Source organism: Paractinoplanes bogorensis (assembly GCF_018829635.1).
GTDB lineage: Bacteria > Actinomycetota > Actinomycetes > Mycobacteriales > Micromonosporaceae > Actinoplanes > Actinoplanes bogorensis.
Genome location: NZ_JAHKKG010000001.1, coordinates 207,485 through 234,050 on the forward strand (window position 1 = coordinate 207,485; position 26,566 = coordinate 234,050).

Genomic DNA, 26,566 nt, shown 5'->3' on the forward strand with positions numbered 1-26,566 from the left:
AAGGTCAGCGCGTACCGACGCCGGGGTGTCCCGGCGTCGTCGTCAGCAACTGCCTGAAGCTCATGGTTGAAGATGGTAGGTCGATGGTCCGGCGCGGGGCACCCGATTTACGCGCGCAGCGACGCCAGCAGCCGCAGCCGGTCGGCGTCCGCACTGCCCGGCGCCGCGGTGTAGACCAGCATCACCGGGCCCGGGTTGCCGGGCAGCGGATAGGTGTCCCAGTCGAGCACGATCGGGCCGACCTCGGGCACCCGGAAGGTCTTGGTGCCGCGGACCGATTCGCGCACGTCGTGCCGCGCCCACAACCGCCGGAAATCAGCGCTGCGGATGCTCAGTTCGCCGACGATCGCCGTGGCCCGCGGGTGGGTCGGGTCGGTGGCCACGGCGGCCCGCATCATGCCGATGTAGTCGAGCGCCATCGTCTCCCAGTCGGGACAGTCGCGGTCGCCGGTCAGCGTGTCTTCGAACATGAGCAGCAACATGTTGAGCCGATCGGCCGGATGGTCCGCCGGGTCGCCGAGCAGCGCCACCGCCATCGGATTCCAGTCGAGCACGTCGAGGTGCCGCCCGAGCACGACGGCCGGGGTGTCCAGCACCCGCAACAGCCGCCGTGTGCTCTCCGGGACGACTTCAAGAGCAGGCTTTTCCCGTACGGGCACAGGCCGGCGGGCGGCCCGGGCCAGCGTGAACAGATGCCGCCGTTCCTCGTCGTCGAGGCTCAGCGCGCCGGCCAGCGCATCGAGCACGTCGTCGGACGGGTGCACCTCGCGGCCCTGCTCCATCCGCTGGTAGTAGTCGGTGCTGAGCCCGGCCAGCAGGGCCAGCTCCTCGCGGCGCAGCCCGGAGACCTTGCGCCGCCCGCCCGGCTCGAGGCCGACGTAGCCGGGTCGCAGCCGGTCGCGCCGGGCCCGCAGGAAGTCGCCGAGCTCACGAGCGTACGGATGGGTCATGCGCTCATTGTCCGGCCCTGTGCGCCCACCAGGGTAGGTCTGGCAGGCCCAGGGAATCAGCCCGCGCCGCCCCTAGCGTCGACGGCATGACTACTGCCTGGACTGCCGCCGACATCCCCGACCAGCGGGGCCGCATCGCCGTCGTCACCGGTGCCAACTCGGGCCTGGGCCGGGAGACCGCCACCCAGCTGGCCCGGCACGGCGCCCACGTCGTGCTGGCCGTCCGCAACACGGACGCGGGCCACGCGGTCGCCCGGGAGATCGGCGGCGACGTCGAGGTGCGGGCGGTCGACCTGGCCTCGCTCGAGTCGGTGCGCGCCTTCGCGGCCGGGCTGGACGCGCTGGACCTTCTGATCAACAACGCCGGCGTGGTGCTGCTGGGCCCGCGCCGGACGACCGCCGACGGCTTCGAGATGCAGCTCGGCACGAACCTGCTGGGCCACTTCGCCCTGACCGGCCGGCTGCTCGGCAAGCTGGCCGCCGGCCGGCAGCCGCGCGTGGTCAACCTCAGTTCGATCACCCACAGGAACGCGCACCTCGACTTCGACGACCTGATGTCCGAGCACGACTTCCGGGCGTCACCCGCCTACGGCCGTTCGAAGCTGGCGACCACCCTCTTCGGTGTCGAACTCGACCGCCGCCTGCGCGCGGCCGGCTCGCCGATCGTCAGCACCCTGGCCCACCCCGGACTCACCCGCACCAACCTCACCCCGCGGGCCTGGGAACACCGCCCGCGCTTCGGTGCCCTGATCGCGCGGATCGGCCTGCTGGCCACCCAGCCGGTCGAGCAGGGCGCGTTGCCCCAACTGCGCGCGGCCACCGACCCCACCCTGTCCGGCGGCGAGTTCTTCGGCCCGTCCGGCCTGGGCGAGACCCGCGGCCGGGTGACCGGGGCCCGCTTCAGCCGCGACGCCAAGGACCCGGCCATCGCCGAGCGCCTGTGGGCCGAGGCCGAGAAACTGACCGGAGTCAGTTACCTCTGATCTCGCCGCGCAGCCGGTCCGCGGCCCCGGTGGCCCGCATGATCTCCGGGTCGGCGTCGGGGAAGCCGAGGTCCCGCCCACCGCACCCGCAGGCCACGTAGTAGCCACCGGTGTCGCTGATCCGGCGTCCGGTGCCACGGCACAGGGCACACCGGATCCGGGTGCGGCGCCGCTTGATGTCGTCCTTCACCTGCGTCCGGGCCCAGGCGTCGTTGACCGCGAAGTTGATGCGCCGCCACAGCGACGGCTTCTCCAGGGCTTCCAGCGCCTTGCTGAACTCCCGCTGGGTGAAGTGCACGTTCTCGATGGCCTCGGCCAGATCCGGCGTCCACGGCAACTGACGGATGTGCTCCTCGAGCTCCTGGGCCTCCCGCAGCTTGGTGCGGCAGTAGGCGATGCGCTCGGCGTGGCTCAACAGGTTGTACTCGTTCACTTCATCCTCCGCGGCAGCTCGCTGATACCGCCACCACGGACCTCCACCCGATCCGGTTCACCGCCGCCAAGAAAAGCCGGTAGCCGAGCCCGCCCCGGCTCACCGCGCGACGCGGCACTCGACGAGATGCCTAGCGAGCGTCTTTGCCCTGTTCAGCAGGGCGACCGTTGGAGGCTCGCTTCCAATCGTCGTATGCGACCATGCGCCGTTGAAAGCTTCGGTCCTGCAGGCGGTATACAAAACCTGAGCAAGTAAGGAGCGCCACGCAGACCGCCAAGAGAACGAGACCTGACTTCTTGTCTCCTGGCTCGTCGCTGAGCATGTACATCACCGCAATCGGAACAGCGACGAGCCCTAGTATCAACGCGATTCCCGATGGCGACTGCTTGTAGCCGCCCCAGCGCTCGTAGTAGGTGAGGAAGCGCTTGGGGATCTCGTTGTTGTCTTTGTCGTACAAGCCCGATCGTCCCTCCCCCTTCGCCGAGGTGACTGGGTAAGCCAACACCGGCCATGGGCCATCAGCACCTTGACTGACTTCTCAGGTGGTGCGAGGCGGCCGTCTCCAGCGCACCGCGTGGCTACTGCGGCGGGAAGAGCCGTTGTAGCCCCGAGACCAGGAAGCGGCACTCCTGGCCCAGCACCGGGCGCGCTCTCGAACCACCCCGTGTCGACGTCCTCGACCAGCGGGCCGAGACCCGGGATGTGCATGTCAGTCCTCGGCCAGACGCTGGAACAGGACGTGGTCGCGCCATTCGCCGGCTATCCACAGGTAGCGCGGCGCCAACCCGTACCGGAGGAAGCCGTTGATCTCGAGCACCCGCTGCGAGGCGGCGTTGTGCACCAGGGTGCCGGCCTCGACACGGTGCAGGCGCAGCTCGCCGAACGCGAGCCGCACCACCCGGCCCACCGCCGCGGTCGCGATGCCGCGGCCGTTGGCCTCCTCGGCGACCCAGTAGCCGAGCGTGCCGGACAGGAACGGACCGCGGACGATGGCGGTCAGGGCGATCCGGCCCACGATCCGGCCGTCGTCGACGATCACGTGCGGCAGGGCCTGGCCCGCATCGTGCTGGCGGCGCAGGTCGCCGAGCACCTGACGCTGGCCGGTCTCGGTGAAGTATTCGTCGGAGCGGTCGGGATCCCACGGCGCCAGGAATTTCCGGTTGGCCGTCAGCACCGCGGCCATCTCGGCGGCGTCCTCGACCGTGGCCAGGCGCGTGGTCACGCTCATGACGCGGCCGGAACGGTCAGGCCGGCGACGACCGCGCGGTGGTCACTCCGGGGGATGCCGTGCACGCTGGTTTCCCGTACGCCGATCCGCACGTCGACAAGCACATGGTCGATCGTGACCGGCGGGATCGGGTCGCCGTCGTAGGGACCCCAGGTGCCGATCAGCCCTTGGCCGGTGGTGTCGGCGGCGTCGCGGTAGCCGTGCCTGATCAGTTCGCGCAGCGGCCCGTGGTCGAGGGTCGCGTTGAAGTCGCCGAGCAGGATGCGCGGTGTCGCACTGTTGTCGGCCCGCGGCTCGGCCAGCAGATCCTCGCGCCACTGACCGAGGACCGAGCGCGCGTACGGCGCCAGCGGGTGCGCCGATTCCACGATCACCGGCCCGGCCCCGGGCACCTGCACCGTCCCGTACGCCTGCATGAAACCCCCGCCGTTGCGGGTCGACCCGGCCGACGTGATCGGGTAGCGCGAGTAGAGCCCCGACCCCTCGGCCCCCGGCTTGTCGGCCAGCGACGAATACGGCAGCAGCGCACCCAGCCCGGCGTCGGCCAGTGCCTGTTTGCCCTCGCTGGTGAACTCCTGCACAGCCAGCACGGCGACGTCGCGGTCGGTGACCAGCTTGACGATCGCGGCCGCGTCGGCCCGTCCGAACAGCATGTTCGACGTCATCACGGTCAGCGGCACACCCTGCGCGGGTCCCTTGTCGCGGCTCGGGAGGGCGCGCGGCAGCACGGCCGAGGCGAGCAGGATCGCGACGATCACGGCCACCGCGCCGACGGTCCAGCGCCGGGTGGCCAGGGCCAGGATCGCCGGCACCCAGGCGGCCGCCGCGACATAGGGGGTGAACGCGAACAACTGGACCACCGGGCCCCGTTCCCACCCGCCGAGGCGGATCACGGCCCAGACCGCGAAGGGGAGGATGAGCAGCCAGAACAACACGGTCAGCGCGGCCTTTCGTCGGGAACGGGAACGGCTTGGCCTGAGCTCGCCCCGACTCGCGATGATCGTCATGGCGGCGAGGCTAGCCACCCCACGCCAGACCAACTATTGCGCAGCGGGCAAGGTGACTGTCGCGACGACCGCCCGGTGATCGCTTCCTGTGACGGAGTGCACAGACGTTTCCCGTACGCCGATCCGGCGGTCGACAAGCACATGGTCGAGCGTGACGGGCGGGATGGGCAGACCGTCGTACGGACCCCAGGTGCCGATCAGCCCTTTCCCGGTCGCGGCCGCGGCATCGCGGTAACCGTGGGCGATCACGTCGCGCAGCGGGGCGTGGTCGAGGGTCGAGTTGAAGTCACCGAGGATCAGCTTGGGCATGCCCGCCTGGTCGGCTCGAGGGAGTGCCTCGAGGTCGCCGCGCCACGCCTGCTCGGCGGCCAGCGTGTACGGCGCGAGCGGGTGCGCCGACTCGACGAAGATCGCCGCGGCGCCGGGCGGCTGGATCGTCGCGTACGCCTGCAGGTTGCCGTCCTGCAGCCCGCCCCCGTCGCCGCGCCGCGAGGCCTGCTGGGTCATCGGGTAACGCGAGTAGAGACCCGACCCGGTGGTGCCGATCTCGTCGGCCAGCGCGTGGAACGGCAGCAGCTTGTCGAGCCCGGCCTGGGTGAGCCCGGCCGCCGACTCGGGCGTGAACTCCTGCACCGCCAGCACCGCGACGTCGTGCTCGCGGACCAGCCGGACCACCGCCGCCGGGTCGGCCGCCCCGATGAACATGTTGATCGTCATGACCGTCATCGGAACGCCCGTGGCCGGACCGCGGTCGGAGTCGGGGATCGCCCGGGGCAGCACGGCCGCGGCCAGCATCACCGTGGCCAGCGCGGCCACCGCGGCGGCGAGCCACTTGCGGGCCAGCAGGGCGAGCGCCAGCGGGATCAGCGACCAGGCCGCCGCGTACGGCGTGAAGGCCACCAACTGCACCAGCACGCCGCGTTCCCAGCCGAACAGCCGCACCACCGCCCACGCCAGAGCCGGCAGGGCCAGCAGGATGAGCAGCGCGGTGCGCCTCACCCGCCGGCCCGGCCGGACCTCGGACGGGGTGGTGGTGATCGTCATGGCGGCAAAGCTATCGGTCGCACCTTGCCTTTATCTGAAAAGGGCGGGTGATTCAGATCTCCGCGTCGACCACTTCGCCGATCTGGGCGGCGACCAGCTCGTCGCGGATGACCGCGGCGTCGCCCTCGACGACCAGCGTGAGGCCGTGCGGGTGCAGATGCCGGGCCGAGGCCGCGCTGACGTCGGCCAGTGTGGCCTCCAGATATTGGGTCCGCAGCGACGGGTAGTAGTCGTCGGGCAGGCCGTGCACGACCAGCGTGCTCAGCGCGCCGACGATCGAGCCGGGCGTCTGCATCTCGACCGACAGCTGACCGGCCCGCCACGAACGGGCCACGGCCAGCTCGTCCTCGGTCACGCCGTCTTCCTGGGTGCGGGCGATCTCGCCCAGCGTGTCGACGATGGCCGGCACCGTCACCGCCGTCTGCACCCCGGCCGCCACCTCGAACCGGCCGAAGCGCCGGCTCATCGCATAGGAGCCGCGGATCCCGTACGTGTACCCCTTGACCTCGCGGATCAGGTGGTTGAGGCGGGACGTGAAGGCGCCGCCCAGCACCGTGGCGGCCAGCGTCATCGACACGTAGTCGGGCGTGGCCCGCTCGGGCGAACGGTGCCCGAGACGCAGCGTCGACTGCACCGAACCGGGCCGGTCGACCAGCAGGATCCGGCGCTCGGGCCGGGTGGTGAAGGTCAGCGGCGGCTCGGCGGCGAGCGGCTCGCCCCCGGTGCCGGCGAACGCGGCCTCGCCCAGCGCCTTCAGGTCGAGCGTGCTGAGGTCACCGGCGACCAGCAGGACCCCCGGACGCCGCAGCCACGCCTGGTGGAAGGCGGCCACGTCGTCGACCGTCACGGCCGCCACCGAGGTCGGGTCGCCGTGCATAGGGCGGCCGAACCGCTCGCCCGCCCCGAACAGGTCGGCCCGCAGCGCGGCGTCGGCCCGCGGACCCGGCTGGGCCCAGTCCATGCGCAGCGCGGTCACCTCGTCGTCGCGGACCCGGGTGACATCGGCCGGGTCGAGCCGCGGCGTGCGGACCGCCTCGGCGGCCAGCCGCACCGCGTCGAGCAGCTGCGGCACCGGCGCCGAGACACCGACCCGGAAGTTGTCCCAGTCGAGCGCGGGCGACAGCTCGGCGCCCAGGCTCTCCAGCGCGATCGCGTACGCCGCCGAGTCGCGCTTCTGCGTGCCCTCTTCGAGCGACTTGGCCAGCACGGTGGCCGTGCCCTCGCGACCGGCCGTCTCGCGGGCGGCGCCGGCGTCGAGCAGCAGCATGGCGGTGGCCAGGGCCTGGCCGGGCAGGTGGGCGCCGATCACGGTGCCCCCGCCGACGGTGACCCGCTGCAGATCGGGGAACGTGTAGGGGCGAGGCTCGCCGGAATCGGGGCGGGTGGCGATGAGGGTCATGCGTTTTCCCCGTTCTCGGGCTCTTCCGCCGGCAGATAGGTCAAGGTCACCCGGGACTCGGGCTTGAGCGCGTATTTCGCCGCGTCGGTCACGTCGTCGGCGGTCACCGCGAGCCACTGCGGCAACCGGTACGCCGCCGCGCCCGCGTCACCGAACTGGGTCGCGTAGCGCGAGAGCGTGTCGGCCCGGCCGCCCACCGTGGACACCTGCCGCCACCACGCGGTGGTCAGCAGCGCCTTGGCCCGGGACAGCTCCTCCTCGGTCACCGGCTCGGTCACCAGGCTGCCGATCACGTCGGACAGACCCTGCTCGAGCGTCTCGATCGGCACGCCGTCCTTGGCCGTGGCGGTGATGATCAGCGGGGCCGGGGCGTGGGCCAGATCGACCCCGTACGAACCGATGTAGTCGGGCTGGGCGATCCGGGCGCCGTCGGCCAGACGCTGGTAGAGCCGGCTGCCCCGGCCGTTGCCGAGCACGGCGGCCAGCACGGTGATCGCGTCGTATCCGGCCGAGCCGAACGGATGCGTACGGTGGGAAAGGTAGATCCGCGGAGCCGGCACCGCGGCGGTGACCGTCTCGCGCACCGGTGACGTGGCCGGACCGGGCAGATGACCGTGCGGCGCGGGCGGAATCGAGGGCACCGGCTCGAGGAGGCCGAAATACTTCTCGGCCAGCGCGAACACGGTCTCGGGCGACGCGTCGCCGGCCACGGTCAGCACGGCGTTGTTGGGCGCGTAATACTGCTGGTGGAACGCCTTGAAGGTGTCCAGACCGGCCGCGTTGAGGTCTTCCATCGAGCCGATGGTGGCGTGGTGATAAGGGTGGCCCTCGGGATAGAGCAGGGCCAGCAGCCGCAGCCAGGCGTCGCCGTAGGGCACGTTCTCATAGCGCTGGCGGCGCTCGTTCTTGACCACCTCACGCTGGTTGTCGAGCGTCTCCTGGGTGAGCGCCGGCACCAGGCCGCCCATCCGGTCCGCCTCCAGCCACAGCGCGAGCTCGAGATGCTCGGCCGGCATGGTCTCGAAATAGTTGGTGCGGTCGGGGTTGGTGGTCGCGTTGAGAGAACCACCGTTTCCCTGTACGAGCCGCATGTGCTCGGTCTTGGCCACGTGCTGCGAGCCCTCGAACATCAGATGCTCGAACAGGTGCGCGAAGCCGGTCTGGCCGACGGGTTCATGCCGCGACCCCACGTCGTACCAGAGGTTGACGCAGACCACCGGGGCGGTCCGGTCCTCGCTGACGACGACCCGCAGGCCGTTGTCGAGGCGCGTGGTTTCGATGGGCCACGGATAGCCGGTCACGACTGCCGGCGCGCTTGAGGTCACCCGTTCATAGTGCCCTGTCCGCGTGCCATGCTGGGCGGCGTGGTGGATGACGTCCGGGTCAATGACCGGCTGACGATCCCGGCGGCCGAGCTCGCCTGGCGCTTCTCGCGCGCTTCCGGTCCGGGCGGCCAGGGCGTGAACACGACCGATTCCCGGGTCGAACTGTCCTGGGACCTGGGCGGATCCCAGCTCCTGCCGCCGATGCTCAAGGAGCGTGCGGGCGAGCGGCTGGGCCACCGCCTGGTGCAGGGCGTGCTGACCGTCACCGCCTCGGAACACCGCTCCCAGCTGCGCAACCGGGAGGCCGCGGCGGCCCGCCTGGCCGGGCTGGTGGCCTCGGCGATTGCGGCGCCACCCCGCGTGCGGCGGGAAACAAGGCCGTCGAAGGGTTCGGTCGAGCGCCGCATAGCCGCCAAGAAACGCCGCGGCGAGACCAAGCGCAACCGTCGCTCCTACCCCAGTGACTGACCCCCGTCCGCAGCGCAAGACCCTTCCCGCGTACGCGTTCTGGTGCTGATCGAATCCGGCGTGGGCGGCTCGACCGACGACTATCCCGAGCAGTTGCGCGCGTATTTCGCATCGTGGCCGGTCCCGTTCGCCGACGAGGCCCAGGCCCGCGCCTTCCTGAGCGATAAGCCGATCACCGAAGCCTGGATCGCCGGCTTCGAACGCCGTCCCGACGGCCTGTGGCCGCGCTTCGACCCCGACGTGATGAAGTCCGCGATCGCACCGGTGGCCGCCGAGGCCGCTGGACCGAGTGGCGCAGCCTGACCATGCCGGTCCTGCCGATCCTGGGCGAACACAGCCTGATCCCACCCGACGAGGTCCACGAGATGGCCGCCGACCGGGTCGTCGTGGCGGGCGCAGGCCACGACGTGCATCTCGAGGCTCCGGACGAGACCGCCCGCCTGGTGCTCGACTTTCCAGGTGAGGTCCAAGGTCGTTGGTCGAGGAAATGCGACCACTCGATCTGACGGTCAAGGCCGGGTCCAGGTCGCGTCAGCGGTGGTTGTTCGGGGCCACCGACTCGCGGTTGCGGGCGGCGCTCTCGGCGCCCAGCAGTTCTTCGCACACCCGGATCAGACGGGCTCGCAGGGCGGCGGCCCGGCGGGCGAATTCGCGCTGGCGGGCCACATATTCGGCCTTGCCCTCGGCGGTCTCTATCTTCACCGGGGGATGACCGTAGGAGCTCAGGTCGTAGGGGCTGGCCTGCATGTCGAGCAGCCGGATGTCGGCGGCCAGGGCGAAGCAGTCGAGGGCGAGCGCGCCCGGCACGGCGGCGCCCAGCTTCGTCGCCCACTTGTGGACGTCCATCGCCGCGTGCAGGCAGCCCGGCTGGTCGAGGTCGACCTGGGTCGCCCGGGTCGGCTGCAACCGGTTGAGCCCGACCGCCTCGGGCGTGAAGAAGCGGAACGCGTCGTAGTGGGTGCAGCGGATCGGGTGATCCTCGACCACCCGGTCGGTCTCGGCCTGGCCGAGGCGTAGCGGCAGCGGATGGCGGTGCTCACGGTCGCGATAGACCATCGCCCACTCGTGCAGCCCGAAGCAGCCCGAGAACACCGGGCGCGACGCCGTCGCGGTGAGCAGGCCGTGGATGTAGCGGACGCTCTCGCCCCGGGCCTGGACGTAGGCGTCCTGGTCGAGGGTGACCACGCCGTCGGGGTAGGTCATGTAGAACTTCCACGTCGACTGCTCGGCCAGCCCGCCGGGCGCGGGGGCCAGGCCGGCGCCGACCCCGGGGTGCCAGCGGCGCAGCACCGACGGGCGGGTGCCGTAGTAGTCGTACAGGAAATCCTCGATGGCGTGCTTCTCGCCGGCGGCACGGCGGGCACGGTGGCCCGCGGTCATCTCGTCGGCCCGCTCGGCGTGCGCCCGGGCGAGGGGAATCCAGGTGACCGAGGGCAGCGTCGTGGTGAGTGCCCTCACCTGCTTGATCCCCATCGTGACAGCGTATCCAGCCGAGGCGATCAACACGATCACCGTGAGGTGCGAATGCATGTGGCGTCGCATCTATGACCGGCATATGCCTTCAATCCGGACAGGATGAGTTGACCTACCTCGACCTGTAGTACACCTACTACATTCTTGATAGTGTGCTGGACATGGGAGGAATGACTTTGGCGGGGGAGCTCGAGGTCGGGACCCAGGTTCCGGCCGACGAGCGGGTCATTGACGTCCGTGACCTCCGGATGCGCTACGGCGCGAAGGACGTTCTGAACGATGTGAGTTTCGCCGCTCGGCGTGGCGAGGTGCTCGCCCTGCTCGGCCCGAACGGTGCGGGCAAGACCACCACGATCGAGATCCTCGAGGGCTTCCGCATGCGGTCGTCGGGCGAGGTCCGGGTGCTGGGGGTCGACCCCGCTTCGGCCGGCGAGGCCTGGCGGGCCCGGGTCGGCGTGGTGCTGCAGTCATGGCGCGACCACGGCAACTGGCAGGTCGCCGAGCTGCTGCGTCACCTCGGTTCCTACTACCGCCGCTTCTCGACCGAGGCCAGGAGCCGGCCGTGGCCGGTTGACGACCTGCTCGAGGTGGTGGGCCTGACCGCCGCCGCCAAGACCCGGCTGACCCGGCTCTCCGGCGGTCAGCGGCGCCGGCTCGACGTCGCCATCGGCATCGTCGGCCGGCCCGACCTGCTCTTCCTCGACGAGCCCACGGTCGGCTTCGACCCCGAGGCCCGGCGCGACTTCCACGACCTGGTCCATCGGCTGACCGATGTGGACGACACCACCGTGCTGCTCACCACCCACGACCTGGCCGAGGCGGAGAAACTGGCCGACCGCATCCTCATCCTGTCCACGGGGCGGATCATCGCCGACGGCTCGGCCGACGAGCTGTCGCGCCGGGTGGCCGGCGAGTCCGAGATCCGCTGGACCCGGGACGGGCAGCGGTTCGTGCACTCGGCGACGAACCCGACGCCGTTCGTCCGGGAACTGCTTGTCCAGTACGGCGACGACATCGCCGATCTCGAGGTGCGGCGCAACAGCCTGGAGGACACGTACATGCGGCTGGTCCACGACACCGAGGGAGGCCCCCGATGATCGAGACGCTGCGGCTGGGCGCGGCCCGAGGCCTGATCGACTTCCGGCACACGCTGACCAATGCGCTCGACCTGTGGGGCTACTTCTTCCCCTCGTTCGGGCTGCTCATCACGCTCTTCTTCATGGGCGACGCGCACGTGCCGGGCACCACCTTCTCGCTCGGCGCGAGCACCCTGCCCAGCTCGATCGGCATGCTGGTGGCGTTCGGCGGCCTGATCACCATGGCGCAGTACCTGATCGTCGACCGCGAGGACGGCACCCTCCTACGGGCCAAGGCCACGCCGCACGGCATGAACGGCTACCTGATCGGCAAGGTCGTCGCGGTGGGCGGCATGACGCTGCTCTCGGTCCTGATCGTGCTGGTGCCGGGCACGTTCCTGGTCGACGGCCTGCGGATCGACGCGGGCGGCCTGCTGACCCTGCTCTGGCTGCTCCCGCTGGCGGTCGTGGCCACCCTGCCGCTCGGGGCCGCCATCGGCTCGCTGTTCGACAACTCGCGGGCCTTCGGCCTGGTCATGCTGCCGCTGTTCGGCATCGTGGCGATCTCCGGCATCTTCTATCCGCTGGGCGCCATGCCGGGGTGGTTGCAGGCCATCGGCCAGTCCTTCCCGATCTACTGGCTAGGGTTGGGCATGCGCTCGGTGTTCCTGCCCGACGCGTACGCCTCGGTCGAACTGGGCGGCTCGTGGCGCCATCTCGAGACGTTTGGTGTGCTGGGCCTGTGGGCCGTCCTCGGCCTGACGCTGGCGCCCGTGCTGCTGCGGCGGATGGCCCGGCGCGAGTCCGGTTCGGCCGTGGCCGCGCGGCGCGAGCGGATCATGAGTTCGATGGCCCGGTGATTTCGATGGAGATTCATGGCTACCAGTGGTGAGGTCACCTACAACCGGATCGCGATGCTGCGGGCCGAGCGTGGGGTCTCCCGACGGCAACTCGCCGACGCTCTCGGCGTCCACTACCAGACGGTGGGCTACCTGGAGCGCGGCGAGTTCAGCCCGAGCCTGCACCTGGCCCTGCGGATCGCGCGCTACTTCGAGGTATCGGTCGAGGTGATCTTCTCGCTCGATCCCTTCCCGCGGCTGGGCACGGCTACTGGTGCTGAACGCTCGGCGTAGATTTCTGGGTGAACAATCGCAAGCCGTAGAGGGGATCAACCGTGCGATTCGCCCGTTTTGTTCATGCCGGAGGAGTGTCGTTCGGCGTCGTCGAGGGTGACGCGTCGGGCCTGACCATCGCCGAGATCGGCTCGCTGCCCTTCGAAGAGGTCCGGTTCACCGGCCAGCGCTGGGCCCTGGCCGACGTCCGCCTGCTCGCCCCGATCTTCTCCAGCAAGGTGATCGGGGTCGGCCGCAACTACGCCGACCACGCCGCCGAGTTCGGCAACGAGGTGCCCAAGGAACCACTGATCTTCATCAAGCCGTCCACCTCGGTGATCGGCCCCAACGACGCGATCCGGCTGCCCCCGCAGTCGCAGCGGGTCGAAGAGGAGGGCGAGCTCGCCGTCGTGATCGGCGCGACCGGCGCCCGTCGCCTCGACCGGGCCGGCGCCGAGAAGGCGATTTTCGGCTACACCATCGGCAACGACGTCACCGCCCGCGACCTGCAGCGCAGCGACCCGCAGTGGACCCGGGCCAAGGGCTTCGACTCGTTCTGCCCGATCGGCCCGTGGATCGTCACCGGTCTCGACGTCAGCGACCTCGAGATCCGGGCCGAGGTGGGACGCAACCCCGAGGCGATGGAGACGGTGCAGCTCGGCCGTACGAAGGACATGGTCTTCGACGTCCCGACCCTGGTCTCCTACGTGTCGCACGTCATGACGCTGCTGCCCGGCGACATCATCCTGACCGGAACGCCGGCCGGGGTCGCGCAGATCACGCCGGGCGACACGGTGTCGGTGAGCATCCAGGGCATCGGTGAGCTACGAAACCCGGTCGTCTCCCTCGACTGAGCTCTCGATTCCTTTTAAAAGCAGGCCCAGGCCGTACGCGTACGCGTCCTGGGCCTGCTCGTCACTACCCCGGTCGAAGGCGCCGGCGTTCCAGATCGAGGTCATCGTGGGGTGGCTCTCGACGTCGAACCAGCTCTCCCACATCTCGCCGCGCTGCTGCCACCACTCGTCCGTGCTGAGCCCGGTGGTGCGCCGCAACAGCACGCCCTCGGCCTCGTGCCGGGCCGCCGCCGTGACCCACGACGAGATCGTGGTCGCCGCGACGCTGAGCTGATCGACCGGCCGGCCCAGCGTGGCCACCGCGGCCAGCAGGAACTCGGTCTCGGCGAGCATCCCGGGACCGACCGGCGGCCGTACGCGGGACAACTCGGCCAGCCACGGATGCGCCCGATACATCGCGAAGGTCTGGTCGGCGTAGAACGCCACCCGCTCGCGGAAGCCGCCGTCGCAGGTCAGCGCACGTGTCCACAACACCTCGTCGACCATCAGATCGACGAGTTCGGGGCGCGAGGGTGCGTACGTGTAAAGGCTCATCGTGGCCACCGACAACTCGGCCGCGACCCGGGCCATCGAGGCCGCCTCCAGTCCCTCGGCGTCGGCGATCCGGATGGCGGTCGTCACCACGACGTCGACGGTGAGGCGGGGCGGGCGGCCGACCGGTTTGCGGGCCGGGATCGAGCGTCGCCAGAGCAGCGGCAGGATCCGGGGGCTGAACTCTTCCATGATTCCGTATACCCTACGGTGATAGGTTTTCGTAGGGTATACGGAATCATGGGAGGCAGGCTCGATGAAGATCCTGGTCACCGGTGCTACCGGAAACGTCGGGCGGATGGTCGTGGACGAACTACTGGCCCTTGGGGCCACCGACATCCGGGCGCTGACGGTCGACCCGGCTCGAGCGGCGCTGCCGTCCACGGTCGAGGTTGTTCGCGGCTTCGTCGGCCGGCCATCGACGCTGCCCCTCGACGGCGTCGACGTGATGTATCTCGCGCCGCACATCCCCACCGTGTCCGAGATGTGCCGGCTGGCCGCTCAGGCCGGGGTCAAACGGATCGTCGACCTGGCCGGCGCCAAAGGCGACCACTGGCAGGCGATCGAAGACGGGGTGGAAGCCTCCGGGGTGCCGTACACCCACCTCGAACCCGGGGAGTTCATGGCCAACGCCACCCTCTGGGCCGACCAGATCCGCGCCGGCGACTGTGTACGCGACGCCTACCCGGAATCGGCCAACGCCGCCATCGCCCAGGAGGACGTGGCCGCCGTCGCCGCCCGAGTCATCGTCGAAGCCGGGCACGACGGAAAGTCGTACGAACTCACCGGCCCCGAAACCCTCACCCGCCGCCAGAAAGTCGAAAGCATCGGGCGCGGCATCGGCCGTGAGCTTCGCTACATCGAACTCACCCACACCGAAGCCGTCGACCAGCTCCGACCAGTGATGGGCGAACACGCCGAGTGGTACCTCGAAGGCGCCGCCGCCCTCGTCGACCATCCGCAGCCGGCCCGCCCCACGGTGGCCGAACTGCTGGGCCGACCTGCGACAACGTACGAACAATGGGCCCGCGAGCACGCCGATCTGTTCCGATGACCCAACCCGATTTGGCCGCCCCTGGAGCGTCAGGTAAAGTTCTTCCTCGGCACGGGAAACCGGGCCAATGGGGTATGGGGTAATTGGCAGCCCGGCTGATTCTGGTTCAGCTAGTCTAGGTTCGAGTCCTGGTACCCCAGCGCTGAAACTCCCGCAGGGAGGCGGCGCTGGACTTCTGATAGAGTTCGGCCCGTCGCAAACGCGGAAGCGAAAGCGGTTGAAAGTTCCTGGCCCCGTCGTCTAGCGGCCTAGGACGCCGCCCTCTCAAGGCGGTAGCGAGGGTTCGAATCCCTTCGGGGCTACGTTCGGGATGAGCCTGTCTGCAGAAAGCGCAGACAGGCTCACTTCGTATTCCGACCTGGGGGCCGAGCCCCCAGACCCCCACGTTACGGCTGGTTGCGGGCCGTTGTTGGTCGCTCTTTTTGGGGCTGCGCCCCTTGCCCCCAACTTCGTTGCTGGGCTTCGCCGCAGCGATCAACGTTTCGCTACTGCGCCGCCATAACTACGGCGGGCGACGTTGGTGGCGACCAACCTGTGCCACGGCCATGGCGTCAAGGCATGGCCCGCCGTGCCGCCACCTCTGTGCGCGCGCCATTCCGATCACGTCACCGCCACGCGCGGTGCTTGCCGCCGCCCCTGCCATCGGTACCGGCGCCGTGACCGGGACCGGGCACCGCGCCACGGCCGTCGCGCGACGGCCGTCGCCGAGCCACGGCCATTGCCCAACCGCCACCCCATCGCCATCGCGTGGGTCACGGGCGCTGTGCTGCCGTCGCTGTGGGGTGCCACGGCCACTGCGCCCTGCCAAGGTGCCGGCGCTGGCCCCACCGCCACCAGCACGCCGGATCGCCGAGAACAGGTCGACCTTTGACAACGCAAGAGTGGGCTTCCGTTCAGATCCGCCGATGCTCCCACCGGCTCAGGTGGGTCCGGAACTGGCGAACAGCGAATCCACGTGATCGAGGTGGGACCCGCGCTCGCGAACAAAACGCAGCTCAGCCCTGCTCGGGGTGCCCTGCCGGGCCGTCCGTTGCTGCGCGTCGGCCGAGTTCCTTCCTTCGCCCGGCATCGGGTCAGGACGGTTCCGGGTATCGGCCGGCGAGTTCGGCGATCTGCTCGGTGAGATATTGCAGCGTTTGCGGCGCAATGCTCGTTCCGGTAAGCGCCTCGTGCAGCCAGAGCCCGTCAGCGGCCAGCTGGGCGAGCAGCATGGTCAACTGGCGGTCGGACAACGGCGGGTTGCCGGGCGGTGGCGGCGCCCAGCGATTCAACACGCCGGTGACCGGCGCACTAACCGTCACGTCGCCAGCAGTGTCGAGCAGCAGGAGCAGCTCGGCTCGGGTCACGCTCTGAGTCGTGGTGCGGATGTAGGCGTCGAGGCGCTCGAGATCGGACAACTGGTCGGCCGGGGCGCCGGCCAGGCTGGTCATCGAGGCCTCCCACTGGCCGGCAATGTGCGCGTGGACCCCGTGCAGCAGGTCCTCACGGGTGGCGAAGTGATAGACCAGGCCTGCCTTGGTCAGGCCGGCCTCTTCCGCCACCGATTCGTAGGTCACCCCGGCCACGCCATCGCGGCCGATGACGCGCAGGGCGGCCTCGAGGATGAGGGTCCGTTTACTGGGGCGCATAGCTGCCCGCCTTCGTCAGTGACCGGAATTCAGGGCCGAAACAGTACCGGGGCCGTGATGGCGCAACAGTCGCCCGGTGACCGCGGCTCCGGCCGCCAGGACGAGGACAATGACTGCCGCCGTGACCAGATACCCCGTGTCGTAGGCGGCGTTGGCCGCCTCGATGATCGCCGGGTTCCCGGCGCCGGCCGCATGAGCGTCGGGCAGGCTCTCCCGCGCCGCGTCGGGTGAACCAGCCGGCAGATTCACCGACGTGGCGTAGACGAACGTGATCAGACTGCCCAACAGGGCGACCGCGACCACCGACCCCATCTCGTAGGACACTTCCTCCACGGACGACGCCATCCCGGCCCGGCGAGCCGGAACATTCCCGACGATCGCGGTCGACGCGACCGCCATCACCGAACCGAGCCCGGCGCCCGTGACGACCATGCCGGTGACCAGCAAAGCGAAACTCGACGACAGGCCAGCCGCCACCAAGATCACGCCGACGGCAGCCAGAGCCAGACCTCCGGCGATCATCGGCAGCAGCCCCGTGCGATGCAGGAACGCCCCGCCCAGCAACGCCGTCGGCAACGACCCGAGAGCGGCCGCGGCCACCAGCAAGCCCGCCGACAACGGGGTGAAACCCTCGACCAGTTGGAACCGTTGCGTAGTGACCAGCTGCAGGCCGCCGATCGCGAACATGGAAAGCCCGGCGGCCAGCACACCGGCGGCGAACGCCGGGTTCCGGAAGATCGCGAAATCGACGAGCGGGTGCGCGAGACGGTGCTGGCGGCGGGCGAACAGCCGGAAACCGATCACCGACGCGATGGCCGCGACCGCGATCACCACCAGGTTCGGCGGGCGGTGCCCCAGCTCCTTGATCGCGAAGACCGCGCCGACCAGGCCGACCATGACCTGCACCGAGGACAGCAGGTCCCACGACTTGGTGGCGTCCGGCTCGTCGCGCGGCGCGAGAAGCAGCACCGCGACGATGGCTGCGATCGCCACCGGCACGTTGACCAGGAACACCGACCCCCACCAGAACGCGTCCAGCAGGGCGCCCCCGGCGATCGGGCCGAGCGCCATACCAACCACCGACAACGAACCCCACACCGCGATCGCGATATTGCGTTCCCGCTCAACCAGGAACGTCACCCGGATCAACGCCAACGTGGACGGCATCATCGCAGCGGCCCCCACCGCCAGCAACGCCCGAGCAGCGATCAACAGCCCGGCGCTGGGCGCGAATGCCGCGACCAACGACGCGACGCCGAACACCGCCAGCCCCACCAGACACATCCGGCGATGCCCCACCCGATCACCGAGCGTGCCGCTGCCCAGCAGCAGACCCGCCATCACCACCGGATAAGCGTTGATGATCCACAGACTCTGCGAGCCGCTCGCGCCGAGATCCTCCGTCAGCGTCGGCAACGCCGTGTAGAGGATCGAGTTGTCCAGCGTGATCAGCAACAGACCCGCGCCGATCGTGACCAGCAGACCCCAGCGACGCGCGGCCGACCGGCCGACATCTTGCAGCTCTACAGAACTCATACCGTAAATATACGGTGCGTATAGTTATGATGCCGCCAGTGAAAGAAGTCACGAGCTAGAACCCTCAGCAGGTCATTCCGCTCAGGCGCACGCGACGTCCGACAGCCGGGCAAGCGGCCAATGGCCCGGGACCAGATCCACACCAGGTGGGGCCCAACAAGCACACAACGAAATCACTCACGATCAGGTGGGACCCGAACTCGTGGCGATCCGGGACCAAAAGCCACGCCCGTAGCCACTACCGCGCGGCCGTCGTCGCGGCACAGACCAACAACCAGCTAGGTGGGGGTTATGGGGTCCAGACGGCGTTGTCGTGGGCGAACAGGATCTGTCTGGGGTCCAGGGCCAGTAACCGGGGCAGCCAGGCGGGTGGGGCGGCTACACCGGTCTGGTGGTTGAGCGCGTCTGTGGTGAATTGGGAGGCGTTGTCGTGGGACTGGCCGGCGACAATCAGCGTGCCGTCGCGGCGGGTGATGACTACGGACTGGTGGCCCTCGGTGTGGCCGGGTGTGGGCAGGAGGCGTACGCCGGGCATGATTTCCGCCTCGCCGTCCACGGGCTCGATGGTGGCGCCCGGGTGGTCCACGAGTTCGGGCAAGGTGTGGCTTTCGGGGGCTCGGGCCAGGGCCAGTTCGGCGCGCTGGGCGAAGACGGGGCGGCCTGGTAGTTGCGGGTTGCCGCCGCAATGGTCGAAGTGCAGGTGGCAGTTCGCGACCATGCGGATGTCGGTCAGGTTGGCGCCGGCTGACTTCAGGGCGGCGGGCAACGGGATTCGGGTTGGCTTGTACCAGGCGTCGATCTCGGGGTTGCCGCCCATGCCGGTGTCCAGCAGGAGCAGGCCGTCTCGCGGATGGTCGATCAGGTAGCCGAAGGTCGGCTCGGCTCTTGGCGTGCCCGTGCCGGTCTCCTCGGCAGGGCGGATGAAGTGGCCGTAGGCGACCCGGCGGACGGTGATGTCGTTCACCGGGCCAAGTTATAACGAAAGAGTAACGGGCGTCATGCGGGTGGGGGCGTCTCCGAGGTAGCAGCAATCGAACCTCGGGGAGGAAGTCATGACCAGCCGAATCGGCCGCGGCGCGCTGCTGACCGCCGGCATGTGGGCCGGGCCGTTCTTTGTTGTCTCGGTGGTGGCTCAGATGCTGACCAGGGACGGATTCGACCTGCGGCGGCAACCGATCAGCCAGCTCGCGATCGGTGAACTCGGGTGGATCCAGTCGGCCACCTTCGTGCTGACTGGGCTCGCCGTAGTGGCCCTGGCTGCGGGCCTCGAGCGGCGGACTCTGACCGTCTTCGTCGGGCTGTTCGGGGCGGGGCTGGTCGTGGCGGGACTGTTCAAGCCCGACGCCATGAGCGAAGGGCCCGACGCCATGAGCGAAGGGGCGGCCACCATGAGCGAAGGGGCGGCCACCATGTCAGTGCACGCGGCCGCGGCGGTGCTGGCGTTCACGGCACTGGCGGTGGCGTGCGTCGTGCACACCATTCGCTCGATCCGGCGCCGGGACCGCGTGGCGGCCGTCCTCAGTGGGATCGTGGCGGTGGTGCTGCTGCTGCCGATGTCGCCCGACCACGCGAGCGTCCAGCTCGCGCTGACCGGGCTGGTCTCGTTCGGCTGGACCACCGCGATCGCCCGGTCCGCGTCCCGAAGGAGCGTCCGTTGAAATATCTGCTGCTGGCCTACACGCCGCTCGCCGCCTGGGATGCGGAGACCGCGTCGGACGAGGCGTACGAGGCCTTCGCGGTCTACCAGAAGTTCCAGCAGGAGCTGATCGAGACCGGCGAGTTCGTCACCAGCGAGGGGCTCGGTCATCCCGCCGTCAGCACCACCGTGCGCCGCACCGAGCGCGGAGTTGTCGCCACCGACGGGCCGTTCGCCGAGCTCAAGGAGGTGCTGGCCAGCTTCGCGGTGATCGACTGTGCGAGTCACGAGCGTGCGGTCGAGATCGTCGGCCGGATCGTGGCGATCCTGGGCGAGCCGATCGAGATCCGGCCGGTGATGGGCGGGGACGTTCCGCGGTGAGTGGAGTCGAAGACCTGCTGCGCAGCGAGGCGCCGCAGGTTCTCGGCGCGCTGGTCCGCCGGTTCGGGCACTTCGACCTGGCCGAGGACGCGGTGCAGGAGGCCCTGCTCGCGGCGAGCCGGCAGTGGCCGGTCGGCGGGGTACCGGCCGATCCGCGGAGCTGGCTGATCCGGGTCGGCTACCGGCGGCTGGTCGACCTGTTGCGATCGGAACAGGCCCGCCGCCGTCGCGAGTACGAGGCCGTGACCGCCCCGCCCGCGGCGCCGGTGTCCGGGGTGGACGACAGCGTGACCTTGCTGCGGCTCTGCTGCCATCCGGTGCTTTCGCCTGCGGCTCAGGTGGCCCTCACCCTGCGGGCCGTGGGCGGGCTCACCACCGCCGAGATCGCCCACGCGTACGGGATCGGCGAGAACGCGATGAGCGCCCGGATCAGCCGGGCCAAGCAGCAACTGATCCGGGCCGGGGCGCGCTTCAGCGAACCCGCCGAGCGGAACGAGAACGTGCTGCGGGTGCTCTATCTGATCTTCAACGAGGGCTACGTCGCCACCAGCGGGGAGAATCTGGACCGGGTCGATCTGGCCCACGAGGCGATCCGGCTCACCCGCCTGATCGAGGAGCCGGACACCGAGACGACCGGGCTGCTCGCTCTGATGTTGCTGACCGAGGCGCGCAGACCCGCCCGTACGGGAAAAGAAGGTCGTCTTGTGCCTTTGGAAGAACAGGACCGGTCACTGTGGGATCGGCGGCTCATCCAGGAGGGCACCGCACTGCTGGACAGCGTGTGGGCCGAGCCGGACGCGGGCCCGTACCGGATTCAGGCGGCCATCGCGGCCGTGCACGCGGCGGCGGAAACGGCGGGCGGGACGGACTGGCCGCAGATCGCCGCACTCTATGAGGGGCTCGAGGCCGTCAGCCCGACGGCGCCCGTGCGGCTGAGCCGTGTCGTGGCGGTGGCGCAGGCGTTCGGACCTGAGCGCGGGCTGGCGCTGCTGCGGGATTGGCCGGACGATCCGCTGACCCGGCAACGCGAACGGACCGTCCGCGCGCATCTGCTGGAGCGGACCGGCGCGCGTGCGGAAGCGGCCCGGCTCTACCGTGCGGCGGCAGGGATGACCGCCAACACGGTGGAGCGGCGTTATCTGCTGGGCCGGGCCGAGAGGCTCACGGCAGATCCGCCGGCACCCCCGGCGTGAGCCAGGTGAGTGCGCCGGGTGGGAAGGCGGCGTCGATCTCGGCCCGCCCCTCGTGGAAGTGGGACCAGCCCTCGTAGTGCACCGGCACGATGCGCCGGGGCCGGATACGGTCGGTCAGCGCGACTGCGTCACGTCCGGTCATCGTGAAACGGGCCGGACCGGTGAGACCGAATTGCACCTTGCCGAGGTGCAGGATCGCCGTGTCGATGGTGAACCGGGAGGCCACCTCGAGCACGCCCGGGAACAGCACCGTGTCGCCCGAGATCCAGATGGTGGAACCCGCCGCCCGCAGTGCGAAACCCGTTGTGGGCCCGACGATCGGCACGCTCCAGGCCGGCCCGTGCCGCGACGGCGTGGCGGTGATCTCGACGTCGCCGATCGTGGTGGTCTGCCACGGCGCCAGGCCCGTGCAGTCCAGCCGCCGAGCACCGGCCGGGGTGGTCACCACGACCGGAACCGTGGAGAGCAGCGCCCGCCCGGCGTCGTCCAGGTTGTCGGCGTGCTGGTCGTGGGTGAGCAGCACACCGTCGAGCCGGCCCAGCGCCGGCACCGGTACGGCCGGCCCCGCGGTCTTGCGGGACGACGTCCCCCAGCCGAACGCATAGCGCCGGCCGGGGGCGTCGAAGGTCGGATCCACGAGCAACCGCGTCTCACCCAGTTCGAGCAGGGTGGTCGGACCGCCGATGTGCGTGAGGATCATCGTGCGTGCGCGAGAGCCCAGTCGAGGGCCTTGTCGGCCACCTGTTCCCAGCCCGGCTCGGCGCAGGTCCAGTGCGAACGACCGGGGAACTCGAAGTATTCGGCCGGTACGCCCTTGTAGTGCTCGGCGTTCGACTTGTTCACCGACGGCGGCATGATGTGGTCGGCCCCGCCCGCGATGAACAGCAGCGGCGCCCGGTCCGGGTTCTTGAAGTCGACCCAGGTCTCCTGCTTGCCCGGCTTGAAGTTGGCGATCAGGCCGTACGCCCACACCCAGGACCCGGGGGCCGGGATCGCGTAGCGCTCGTAGGCCGCGAGCGAATCGGCCTCGGAGAGGGTGTTCGTGAAGGCGTAGTGCCACTGCGAAGGCGTGAACCCGGCCGCCTGGTGCCGTTTGGCCGGGTTGTTGAGGATCGGGAACAGCGACTTCAACTGCGACGGCGGGTTGACGTAGATGCCCTCGGTCGGAGCCGAGTCGATGACCACGCCGGCCGCGCCGTGCCCGCGGTCGAGCAGCAGCTGGGTCAGCGTGCCGCCGAACGAGTGGCCCATGATGATCGGCTTCTCGGGCAGCCCGGTGATGACCTTTTCGAGATGGGCGATGGTCTCGGGCACGGTGACCGCCGCGATCGGGGTGGTGTCGGCCCGCAGCGCCTCGACCTCCACCTCGAAACCGGGGTAGGCCGGGGCGATCACCGTGTGGCCCTTGGCCTCGTAGTAGGAGATCCAGTGCTCCCAGCTGCGCGGGGTCACCCAGAGGCCGTGGACGAGAACGATCGTGCTCATGCGTCGTACTCCTTCAGAAAGGCCAGAAGATCGGATCCGAGCTGCTCTTTGTGGGTGTCGGTGATGCCGTGCGGGGCGCCCGGATAGACCGTCAGACGCGCGTTCTTGATCCGGGCGGCCGACGCCTGCCCGCCGACGGCGAACGGCACCACCTGGTCGTCGTCGCCGTGGATGACGAGCGCGGGCACGTCGATCGCGTCCAGATCGGCGCGGAAATCGGTGCCGGAGAAGGCCGCGATGCACTCGTACGCGTTCCGGTGCCCCGCCTGCAGGCCCTGTCGCCAGAACGCCTCGCGGATCCCGGCCGAGACGTCGGCGCCCGGGCGGTTGTTGCCGAAGAACGGTCCGTCGGCCAGATCGTGGTACTGCTGCGAGCGATCGGCCAGCGACCCGGCCCGGATCCCGTCGAACACGTCGATCGGCAGCCCACCCGGGTTGTCCGGGGTACGGGTCATGAACGGTGGCACCGCCGACACCAGCACCACCTGCGCGACCCGGGACGTGCCGTGCCGCCCCACATAGCGGGCCACCTCGCCGCCCCCGGTCGAGAAGCCGACCAGCGTGATCTCGCGCAGGTCGAGCGCCTCGACCACGGCGGCCAGATCGTCGGCGTACGTGTCCATCTCATTGCCGTCCCACGTCTGCGTGGAGCGGCCGTGTCCGCGGCGGTCGTGCGCGATCGCCCGATATCCGTTGCTCGCCAGGAAGAGCTGCTGCGCCTCCCAGCTGTCCGAGTTGAGCGGCCAGCCGTGGCTCAGCACGACCGGACGCCCGCTACCCCAGTCCTTGTAGTAGATCTCCGCCCCGTCGGCGGTTCGCACAAAGGCCATGCGCCGATCCTGCTGGGAGCGTGTCCACCCGCGAATCACGCATACCGCGTAGTCAGTCGTGCAGACCGTCGCGAAGCTGCCGGCGGGAGCGGACGCCCAGCTTCCGATAGACCTTGCGCAGGTGGTAATCGACGGTGTTGGGGCTCAGGAACAGATTGGCCGCGATCTCGGCATTGGTGCCACCGTCCCGGGCCAGGCGGGCCACGGCGGCCTCCTGCGGGGTCAGGGCCGTTTCGTTTCTTTCCCGTACGGGATGCAGCACCGTCCCGCCCAGCGCCCGCAACTCCTTGCGCGTGCGCTCGGCAAAGACTTCCGCCCGTACGGATTCGAACATCTCGAGCGCCGTCCCGAGCTGCTCGCGGGCGTCCCGCCGACGACGTTGCCGGCGCAGCCACTCGCCGTAGAGCAGATGCGCCCGGGCCGTGTCACCGTGGCTGACTTCGCCCGTCAGGTGCCCGATCGCCTGCCGGTAGTGGTCCTCGGCCTCGTCCGAGGTGGTCAGCAGCGCCCGGGACCGTTCGAGCACCCCGAGCACGCGCGGCGTCCCGCAGGCGTTCGCCACCACGGCGAGGTCGGCCGCGGCCAGCTTCGCCGTGCGCCGGTCGCCCGAGCGCAGGGCGGCCTCGACCAGATCGGGCAGCGCGTATGCGTAGCGGTGCGGCCGGCCCAGTTCGACCAGGCCGCTCAGGGTGTCGCGGGCCGACGCGTACTGGCCCTCGGCGTTGTCCAGCACGCCCAGGCTGAGCCGGGTCCAGGCATGCAGGCCGCCGAGGTTGAGCATCTCGAAGACGCCGAGCGCGGCCCCGACCGACTCGCGCAGACCTGGTTCGGTCCGCCAGGTCGCCAGTTCCGGATGGCGCCACACCTGCGCCTGTTCGTCGGTCATGCCGAGCGCGGCCCGGAGCCGCAGGCCGGCCGCGTCGTGCCGGTCGGCCTCGTTGAGCTCGCCCAGCAGCGACCAGGTCATCGCGCCCAGGTAGTGCACGAGGTCGAGGGAGTGCAGGGCGCCGGTGCGGCGGGCCGCCGTCTCGGCTCGCCGCAACAGCCCGATCTTGCCGGCGTCGTCCCACAGCAGCGTCGCGAAGTTGACGCCGACCACCATGCGCGCGAGCAACGCGTCGTCACTCAGCCCCGGGTCGAGGATCGCGTCCAGAGCCCGCCGTACGGCGGAAAGCCCGCCGTCGTAACCGTCGACCGTGAACGCGGCGTACCCGGCCAGAATCAGCCCGTCCAACCCGCCCGGCTCGCCCTTGGCGGCCCGCGTCTCCGGCTCGGCGGGAGGCCGGTCACCGGCGGTCAGGCGAGCCGCCTCGGCCGCGATCTCGGGCTCGCTCACCGCGGACAGGTGCTCGGCGCTGCGGGCCAGTTCGATCGCCTGCACGACGGCCCGCCGGGCCCGGGCCCGGTCGTCGCCGAAGGCCTGTGCCGCCGCGAGACAGCGGGCCGCGCCCAGGCGCTGCCCGTCCGGGGTGCCGGTGTTCACCTCGGCCAGCGACCGCGTCATCAGGGCGCTGCCGCGCACCGGGCCGGGCAGCGTGCTTTCGTCCACGCCGTCGAGGAGCAGCAGGGCCCGGGCGTAGGCACCCGCCGCCAGCGACGCCTCGGCCGCCCGCACCTGCCGGGCGGCCCGTTGGCCCGGATCGGGGGTCAGCTCGGCCGCGCGGGTCAGGAACGTGGCCCGGGCCGTGTGGCCACCCCGGGCCCCGGCGCGGTCGGCTCGCCTCTCGAGCTCGGCCGCGGTCGTCTCGTCCGGCCCGTCCGCGGCCGCCGCGAGGTGCCAGGCCCGGTGGTCGGCGTCGGCCTCGGCCGTGGTGATGGCGGACAGCGCACGGTGCGCGGCCCGCCGGTCGGCCGGGGCGGCGCCGCCGTAGACCGCCGAGCGCATCAGCGGATGCCGGAAGGCCGACGGTGGTGAGCCGGTGAGCATCCGGTCGGCCTCGGCCGGGGCGGCATCGCCCGGAGCCACTCCGAGCGAGCGGGCCGCCTCGGTGAGCCGGTCGCCGGGGCCGCCCGCGTTGGCCGCCGCCAGCAACAGCCATGTGCGGGTGGCCGCGGGATAGCCGGCGATCCGGGCGGCGTAGTGCGCCTCGAGACGGCTGCCGATCGGCGCCGGCTCGGGCAGGGCGACGCTTCCGCCGAGCTGATCCGCGGTGAGCTCCTGGGCCAGATCGGTCAGGGCGAGCGGATTGCCGCCGGTGGCGCGGGCGATGTGCTCGGCCCGGGCCCGGTCGACCGTGGTGTCGACCACGTGGGTGAGAAGTGCCACCGCCGCATCCGGGGCCAGGCCGCCGATCTCCCGCGCCGGCACGCCCGCGAGCAGTCCGGGATCGCCGCCGGGATCGCCCTCGACGCGCAGACCGAACAGCAGCACCACCCCCTCGGCGTGCAGCCGGCGAGCGACGAAGGCGAGGGCCCGCAACGACTCCTGATCGAGCCATTGGGCATCGTCCACGACGCACAGCCGCATTCCGGCGGCCGCCATGCCGTCCGGACGCTCCCGGCCGCCAAAATCGCCCGGGTCGTGCCGGGAGCCGCCCTCACGCGGGCCGGGCCGGGATCCGGAATCGGCCGGGCGGCGGCGGGGACCGGCGAGCAGGGTCAAAGCGGCCAGGCTGACCAGATAGAGGTCGGGCGGCGGGCCGTCGGCGAGGCCGCACGCCACCTCGAGCGCCGCCCGTTGTGCCTCGGGCAGGCGGGAACGGAAGTCCAGCAGCGGAATCAGGAGACGGTGCAACGCGGCGTACGGGAAATCGCTCTCGGGCTCGACGCCGCTGATCCACAATGCGTTTGTGGCACGGCTTTCGGCGTACCGCAAAAGGGCGGTCTTGCCGACGCCCGCCTCGCCGCGCAGCACGAGGCCTGCGCTGCGCCCGGATCGCGCCGCGGACAGCAACGCGTCGAGCGCGGCCCGCTCCGCCTCCCGACCGAAGAGTCGCACGC

29 protein-coding genes and 2 tRNA genes are annotated in these 26,566 nt (G+C 70.5%); 14 read left to right on the plus strand and 17 right to left on the minus strand.

The genetic code is table 11. From position 1 onward, the window contains the following. Window positions 1–107: 107 nt before the first annotated feature. Window positions 108–950 (minus strand): helix-turn-helix transcriptional regulator, encoded by an 843-nt coding sequence (locus KOI35_RS00955; protein ID WP_215784059.1) that lies wholly within the window; start codon window positions 948–950, stop codon window positions 108–110. 86 nt (window positions 951–1,036) lie between these two features. On the opposite strand from KOI35_RS00955, the gene KOI35_RS00960 reads away from it, so the two are divergent. Next, window positions 1,037–1,933, plus strand: coding sequence for an oxidoreductase (locus tag KOI35_RS00960; protein ID WP_215784060.1), 897 nt, complete (start codon window positions 1,037–1,039; stop codon window positions 1,931–1,933). Here the strand turns inward: KOI35_RS00960 and KOI35_RS00965 are convergent. The 7 genes from KOI35_RS00965 to KOI35_RS00995 form a co-directional block, all read right to left on the minus strand. Continuing rightward, on the minus strand, window positions 1,920–2,366 hold the full coding sequence (locus KOI35_RS00965; protein ID WP_215784061.1) for a hypothetical protein: 447 nt from the start codon (window positions 2,364–2,366) through the stop codon (window positions 1,920–1,922). The genes KOI35_RS00960 and KOI35_RS00965 overlap by 14 nt on opposite strands. A 130-nt stretch (window positions 2,367–2,496) precedes the next feature. Next, window positions 2,497–2,823, minus strand: a complete 327-nt coding sequence (locus KOI35_RS00970) for a hypothetical protein (RefSeq protein WP_215784062.1) — start codon at window positions 2,821–2,823, stop codon at window positions 2,497–2,499. Window positions 2,824–3,075: 252 nt separating this feature from the next. Next, on the minus strand, window positions 3,076–3,594 hold the full coding sequence (locus tag KOI35_RS00975; RefSeq protein WP_215784063.1) for a GNAT family N-acetyltransferase: 519 nt from the start codon (window positions 3,592–3,594) through the stop codon (window positions 3,076–3,078). Beyond that, window positions 3,591–4,601, minus strand: a complete 1,011-nt coding sequence (locus KOI35_RS00980; RefSeq protein ID WP_215784064.1) for an endonuclease/exonuclease/phosphatase family protein — start codon at window positions 4,599–4,601, stop codon at window positions 3,591–3,593. Before KOI35_RS00980 ends, KOI35_RS00975 begins: the two co-directional genes overlap by 4 nt. Before the next feature lie 33 nt (window positions 4,602–4,634). Beyond that, window positions 4,635–5,645, minus strand: coding sequence for an endonuclease/exonuclease/phosphatase family protein (locus KOI35_RS00985; RefSeq protein ID WP_215784065.1), 1,011 nt, complete (start codon window positions 5,643–5,645; stop codon window positions 4,635–4,637). 52 nt (window positions 5,646–5,697) lie between these two features. Then, the gene (locus tag KOI35_RS00990; RefSeq protein WP_215784066.1) at window positions 5,698–7,044 is read right to left on the minus strand and encodes a M16 family metallopeptidase; all 1,347 of its coding nucleotides are present in this window, start codon (window positions 7,042–7,044) and stop codon (window positions 5,698–5,700) included. Then, on the minus strand, window positions 7,041–8,369 hold the full coding sequence (locus KOI35_RS00995) for a M16 family metallopeptidase (RefSeq protein ID WP_308120724.1): 1,329 nt from the start codon (window positions 8,367–8,369) through the stop codon (window positions 7,041–7,043). Before KOI35_RS00995 ends, KOI35_RS00990 begins: the two co-directional genes overlap by 4 nt. Before the next feature lie 27 nt (window positions 8,370–8,396). Here KOI35_RS00995 and arfB point away from each other — a divergent pair, with 27 nt between their 5' ends. The 3 genes from arfB to KOI35_RS01010 are packed head-to-tail and all read left to right on the plus strand — an operon-like array spanning window position 8,397 to window position 9,343. Beyond that, the gene (gene arfB, locus KOI35_RS01000) at window positions 8,397–8,837 is read left to right on the plus strand and encodes an alternative ribosome rescue aminoacyl-tRNA hydrolase ArfB (protein ID WP_246612452.1); all 441 of its coding nucleotides are present in this window, start codon (window positions 8,397–8,399) and stop codon (window positions 8,835–8,837) included. Window positions 8,838–8,879: 42 nt separating this feature from the next. Further along, window positions 8,880–9,140, plus strand: a complete 261-nt coding sequence (locus tag KOI35_RS48705) for a hypothetical protein (protein ID WP_215784068.1) — start codon at window positions 8,880–8,882, stop codon at window positions 9,138–9,140. A 2-nt stretch (window positions 9,141–9,142) separates the two neighbouring features. Then, entirely contained in the window at window positions 9,143–9,343 is a 201-nt protein-coding gene (locus tag KOI35_RS01010) for an alpha/beta fold hydrolase (protein ID WP_369076843.1), read from the plus strand. Window positions 9,344–9,368: 25 nt separating this feature from the next. On the opposite strand, the gene KOI35_RS01015 is transcribed toward KOI35_RS01010, so the two are convergent. Next, the gene (locus KOI35_RS01015; RefSeq protein WP_215784070.1) at window positions 9,369–10,310 is read right to left on the minus strand and encodes a 3-methyladenine DNA glycosylase; all 942 of its coding nucleotides are present in this window, start codon (window positions 10,308–10,310) and stop codon (window positions 9,369–9,371) included. 170 nt (window positions 10,311–10,480) lie between these two features. On the opposite strand from KOI35_RS01015, the gene KOI35_RS01020 reads away from it, so the two are divergent. From KOI35_RS01020 to KOI35_RS01035, 4 genes are read left to right on the plus strand one after another with little or no spacing between them, the layout of a single operon-like run. After that, entirely contained in the window at window positions 10,481–11,407 is a 927-nt protein-coding gene (locus KOI35_RS01020; protein ID WP_215784735.1) for an ABC transporter ATP-binding protein, read from the plus strand. Next, window positions 11,404–12,246, plus strand: coding sequence for an ABC transporter permease (locus tag KOI35_RS01025; RefSeq protein ID WP_215784071.1), 843 nt, complete (start codon window positions 11,404–11,406; stop codon window positions 12,244–12,246). The genes KOI35_RS01020 and KOI35_RS01025 overlap by 4 nt, the downstream gene beginning before the upstream one ends. Before the next feature lie 15 nt (window positions 12,247–12,261). Further along, window positions 12,262–12,519 (plus strand): helix-turn-helix transcriptional regulator, encoded by a 258-nt coding sequence (locus tag KOI35_RS01030; RefSeq protein WP_215784072.1) that lies wholly within the window; start codon window positions 12,262–12,264, stop codon window positions 12,517–12,519. A 41-nt stretch (window positions 12,520–12,560) separates the two neighbouring features. Continuing rightward, window positions 12,561–13,352, plus strand: a complete 792-nt coding sequence (locus KOI35_RS01035) for a fumarylacetoacetate hydrolase family protein (protein ID WP_215784073.1) — start codon at window positions 12,561–12,563, stop codon at window positions 13,350–13,352. Here KOI35_RS01035 and KOI35_RS01040 read toward each other — a convergent pair. Continuing rightward, window positions 13,323–14,075, minus strand: coding sequence for a TetR/AcrR family transcriptional regulator (locus KOI35_RS01040; RefSeq protein WP_215784074.1), 753 nt, complete (start codon window positions 14,073–14,075; stop codon window positions 13,323–13,325). The genes KOI35_RS01035 and KOI35_RS01040 overlap by 30 nt on opposite strands. Window positions 14,076–14,139: 64 nt before the next feature. Between KOI35_RS01040 and KOI35_RS01045 the strand changes: the two genes are divergently transcribed. The 3 genes from KOI35_RS01045 to KOI35_RS01055 all read left to right on the plus strand — a co-directional run bounded on the left by KOI35_RS01045 (window position 14,140) and on the right by KOI35_RS01055 (window position 15,239). Continuing rightward, window positions 14,140–14,937 carry an NAD(P)H-binding protein gene (locus tag KOI35_RS01045; protein ID WP_215784075.1) on the plus strand — a complete coding sequence of 266 codons (798 nt, stop codon included), beginning with the start codon at window positions 14,140–14,142 and terminating at the stop codon, window positions 14,935–14,937. Between the two features lie 68 nt (window positions 14,938–15,005). After that, window positions 15,006–15,077, plus strand: a tRNA-Gln gene (locus KOI35_RS01050). Between the two features lie 89 nt (window positions 15,078–15,166). Further along, window positions 15,167–15,239 (plus strand) — tRNA-Glu (locus tag KOI35_RS01055). A gap of 771 nt (window positions 15,240–16,010) precedes the next feature. Here KOI35_RS01055 and KOI35_RS01060 read toward each other — a convergent pair. From KOI35_RS01060 to KOI35_RS01070, 3 genes are all read right to left on the minus strand, one after another. Further along, a complete protein-coding gene (locus KOI35_RS01060) occupies window positions 16,011–16,565 on the minus strand; it encodes a TetR/AcrR family transcriptional regulator (protein ID WP_215784076.1) in 555 nt (184 codons plus the stop codon). Between the two features lie 15 nt (window positions 16,566–16,580). Continuing rightward, window positions 16,581–18,101, minus strand: a complete 1,521-nt coding sequence (locus KOI35_RS01065; protein WP_215784077.1) for an MFS transporter — start codon at window positions 18,099–18,101, stop codon at window positions 16,581–16,583. 289 nt (window positions 18,102–18,390) lie between these two features. After that, window positions 18,391–19,065, minus strand: a complete 675-nt coding sequence (locus KOI35_RS01070; RefSeq protein WP_215784078.1) for an MBL fold metallo-hydrolase — start codon at window positions 19,063–19,065, stop codon at window positions 18,391–18,393. A gap of 88 nt (window positions 19,066–19,153) precedes the next feature. On the opposite strand from KOI35_RS01070, the gene KOI35_RS01075 reads away from it, so the two are divergent. From KOI35_RS01075 to KOI35_RS01085, 3 genes are read left to right on the plus strand one after another with little or no spacing between them, the layout of a single operon-like run. Beyond that, on the plus strand, window positions 19,154–19,759 hold the full coding sequence (locus KOI35_RS01075) for a DUF998 domain-containing protein (RefSeq protein ID WP_215784079.1): 606 nt from the start codon (window positions 19,154–19,156) through the stop codon (window positions 19,757–19,759). Continuing rightward, window positions 19,756–20,118 carry a YciI family protein gene (locus KOI35_RS01080; RefSeq protein WP_215784080.1) on the plus strand — a complete coding sequence of 121 codons (363 nt, stop codon included), beginning with the start codon at window positions 19,756–19,758 and terminating at the stop codon, window positions 20,116–20,118. Before KOI35_RS01075 ends, KOI35_RS01080 begins: the two co-directional genes overlap by 4 nt. Then, a complete protein-coding gene (locus tag KOI35_RS01085; protein ID WP_215784081.1) occupies window positions 20,115–21,311 on the plus strand; it encodes an RNA polymerase sigma factor in 1,197 nt (398 codons plus the stop codon). The genes KOI35_RS01080 and KOI35_RS01085 overlap by 4 nt, the downstream gene beginning before the upstream one ends. Here the strand turns inward: KOI35_RS01085 and KOI35_RS01090 are convergent. The 4 genes from KOI35_RS01090 to KOI35_RS48710 are packed head-to-tail and all read right to left on the minus strand — an operon-like array spanning window position 21,280 to window position 26,564. Continuing rightward, the gene (locus KOI35_RS01090; RefSeq protein WP_215784082.1) at window positions 21,280–22,011 is read right to left on the minus strand and encodes an MBL fold metallo-hydrolase; all 732 of its coding nucleotides are present in this window, start codon (window positions 22,009–22,011) and stop codon (window positions 21,280–21,282) included. The two genes, KOI35_RS01085 and KOI35_RS01090, sit on opposite strands and share 32 nt — an antisense overlap. Then, window positions 22,008–22,796 carry an alpha/beta hydrolase gene (locus tag KOI35_RS01095; protein WP_215784083.1) on the minus strand — a complete coding sequence of 263 codons (789 nt, stop codon included), beginning with the start codon at window positions 22,794–22,796 and terminating at the stop codon, window positions 22,008–22,010. Before KOI35_RS01095 ends, KOI35_RS01090 begins: the two co-directional genes overlap by 4 nt. Continuing rightward, window positions 22,793–23,755 carry an alpha/beta fold hydrolase gene (locus tag KOI35_RS01100; RefSeq protein ID WP_438870583.1) on the minus strand — a complete coding sequence of 321 codons (963 nt, stop codon included), beginning with the start codon at window positions 23,753–23,755 and terminating at the stop codon, window positions 22,793–22,795. The genes KOI35_RS01095 and KOI35_RS01100 overlap by 4 nt, the downstream gene beginning before the upstream one ends. After that, window positions 23,679–26,564 (minus strand): helix-turn-helix transcriptional regulator, encoded by a 2,886-nt coding sequence (locus KOI35_RS48710; RefSeq protein ID WP_215784085.1) that lies wholly within the window; start codon window positions 26,562–26,564, stop codon window positions 23,679–23,681. The genes KOI35_RS01100 and KOI35_RS48710 overlap by 77 nt, the downstream gene beginning before the upstream one ends. Window positions 26,565–26,566: the final 2 nt, after the last annotated feature.

What these genes read in the sequence shown, in the direction of transcription:
- KOI35_RS01090 (WP_215784082.1), bottom strand. Translation starts at nt 22,011, where the DNA reads ATGATCCTCACGCACATCGGCGGTCCGACCACCCTGCTCGAACTGGGT.
- KOI35_RS01065 (WP_215784077.1), bottom strand. Translation starts at nt 18,101, where the DNA reads ATGAGTTCTGTAGAGCTGCAAGATGTCGGCCGGTCGGCCGCGCGTCGC.
- KOI35_RS00990 (WP_215784066.1), bottom strand. Translation starts at nt 7,044, where the DNA reads ATGACCCTCATCGCCACCCGCCCCGATTCCGGCGAGCCTCGCCCCTAC.
- KOI35_RS01030 (WP_215784072.1), top strand. Translation starts at nt 12,262, where the DNA reads ATGGCTACCAGTGGTGAGGTCACCTACAACCGGATCGCGATGCTGCGG.
- KOI35_RS00960 (WP_215784060.1), top strand. Translation starts at nt 1,037, where the DNA reads ATGACTACTGCCTGGACTGCCGCCGACATCCCCGACCAGCGGGGCCGC.
- KOI35_RS01015 (WP_215784070.1), bottom strand. Translation starts at nt 10,310, where the DNA reads ATGGGGATCAAGCAGGTGAGGGCACTCACCACGACGCTGCCCTCGGTC.
- KOI35_RS01020 (WP_215784735.1), top strand. Translation starts at nt 10,481, where the DNA reads ATGACTTTGGCGGGGGAGCTCGAGGTCGGGACCCAGGTTCCGGCCGAC.
- KOI35_RS00985 (WP_215784065.1), bottom strand. Translation starts at nt 5,645, where the DNA reads ATGACGATCACCACCACCCCGTCCGAGGTCCGGCCGGGCCGGCGGGTG.
- KOI35_RS00955 (WP_215784059.1), bottom strand. Translation starts at nt 950, where the DNA reads ATGACCCATCCGTACGCTCGTGAGCTCGGCGACTTCCTGCGGGCCCGG.
- KOI35_RS01095 (WP_215784083.1), bottom strand. Translation starts at nt 22,796, where the DNA reads ATGAGCACGATCGTTCTCGTCCACGGCCTCTGGGTGACCCCGCGCAGC.
- KOI35_RS00975 (WP_215784063.1), bottom strand. Translation starts at nt 3,594, where the DNA reads ATGAGCGTGACCACGCGCCTGGCCACGGTCGAGGACGCCGCCGAGATG.
- KOI35_RS01025 (WP_215784071.1), top strand. Translation starts at nt 11,404, where the DNA reads ATGATCGAGACGCTGCGGCTGGGCGCGGCCCGAGGCCTGATCGACTTC.
- KOI35_RS01075 (WP_215784079.1), top strand. Translation starts at nt 19,154, where the DNA reads ATGACCAGCCGAATCGGCCGCGGCGCGCTGCTGACCGCCGGCATGTGG.
- KOI35_RS01010 (WP_369076843.1), top strand. Translation starts at nt 9,143, where the DNA reads ATGCCGGTCCTGCCGATCCTGGGCGAACACAGCCTGATCCCACCCGAC.
- KOI35_RS01040 (WP_215784074.1), bottom strand. Translation starts at nt 14,075, where the DNA reads ATGGAAGAGTTCAGCCCCCGGATCCTGCCGCTGCTCTGGCGACGCTCG.
- KOI35_RS00980 (WP_215784064.1), bottom strand. Translation starts at nt 4,601, where the DNA reads ATGACGATCATCGCGAGTCGGGGCGAGCTCAGGCCAAGCCGTTCCCGT.
- KOI35_RS01045 (WP_215784075.1), top strand. Translation starts at nt 14,140, where the DNA reads ATGAAGATCCTGGTCACCGGTGCTACCGGAAACGTCGGGCGGATGGTC.
- KOI35_RS01060 (WP_215784076.1), bottom strand. Translation starts at nt 16,565, where the DNA reads ATGCGCCCCAGTAAACGGACCCTCATCCTCGAGGCCGCCCTGCGCGTC.
- arfB (WP_246612452.1), top strand. Translation starts at nt 8,397, where the DNA reads ATGCTGGGCGGCGTGGTGGATGACGTCCGGGTCAATGACCGGCTGACG.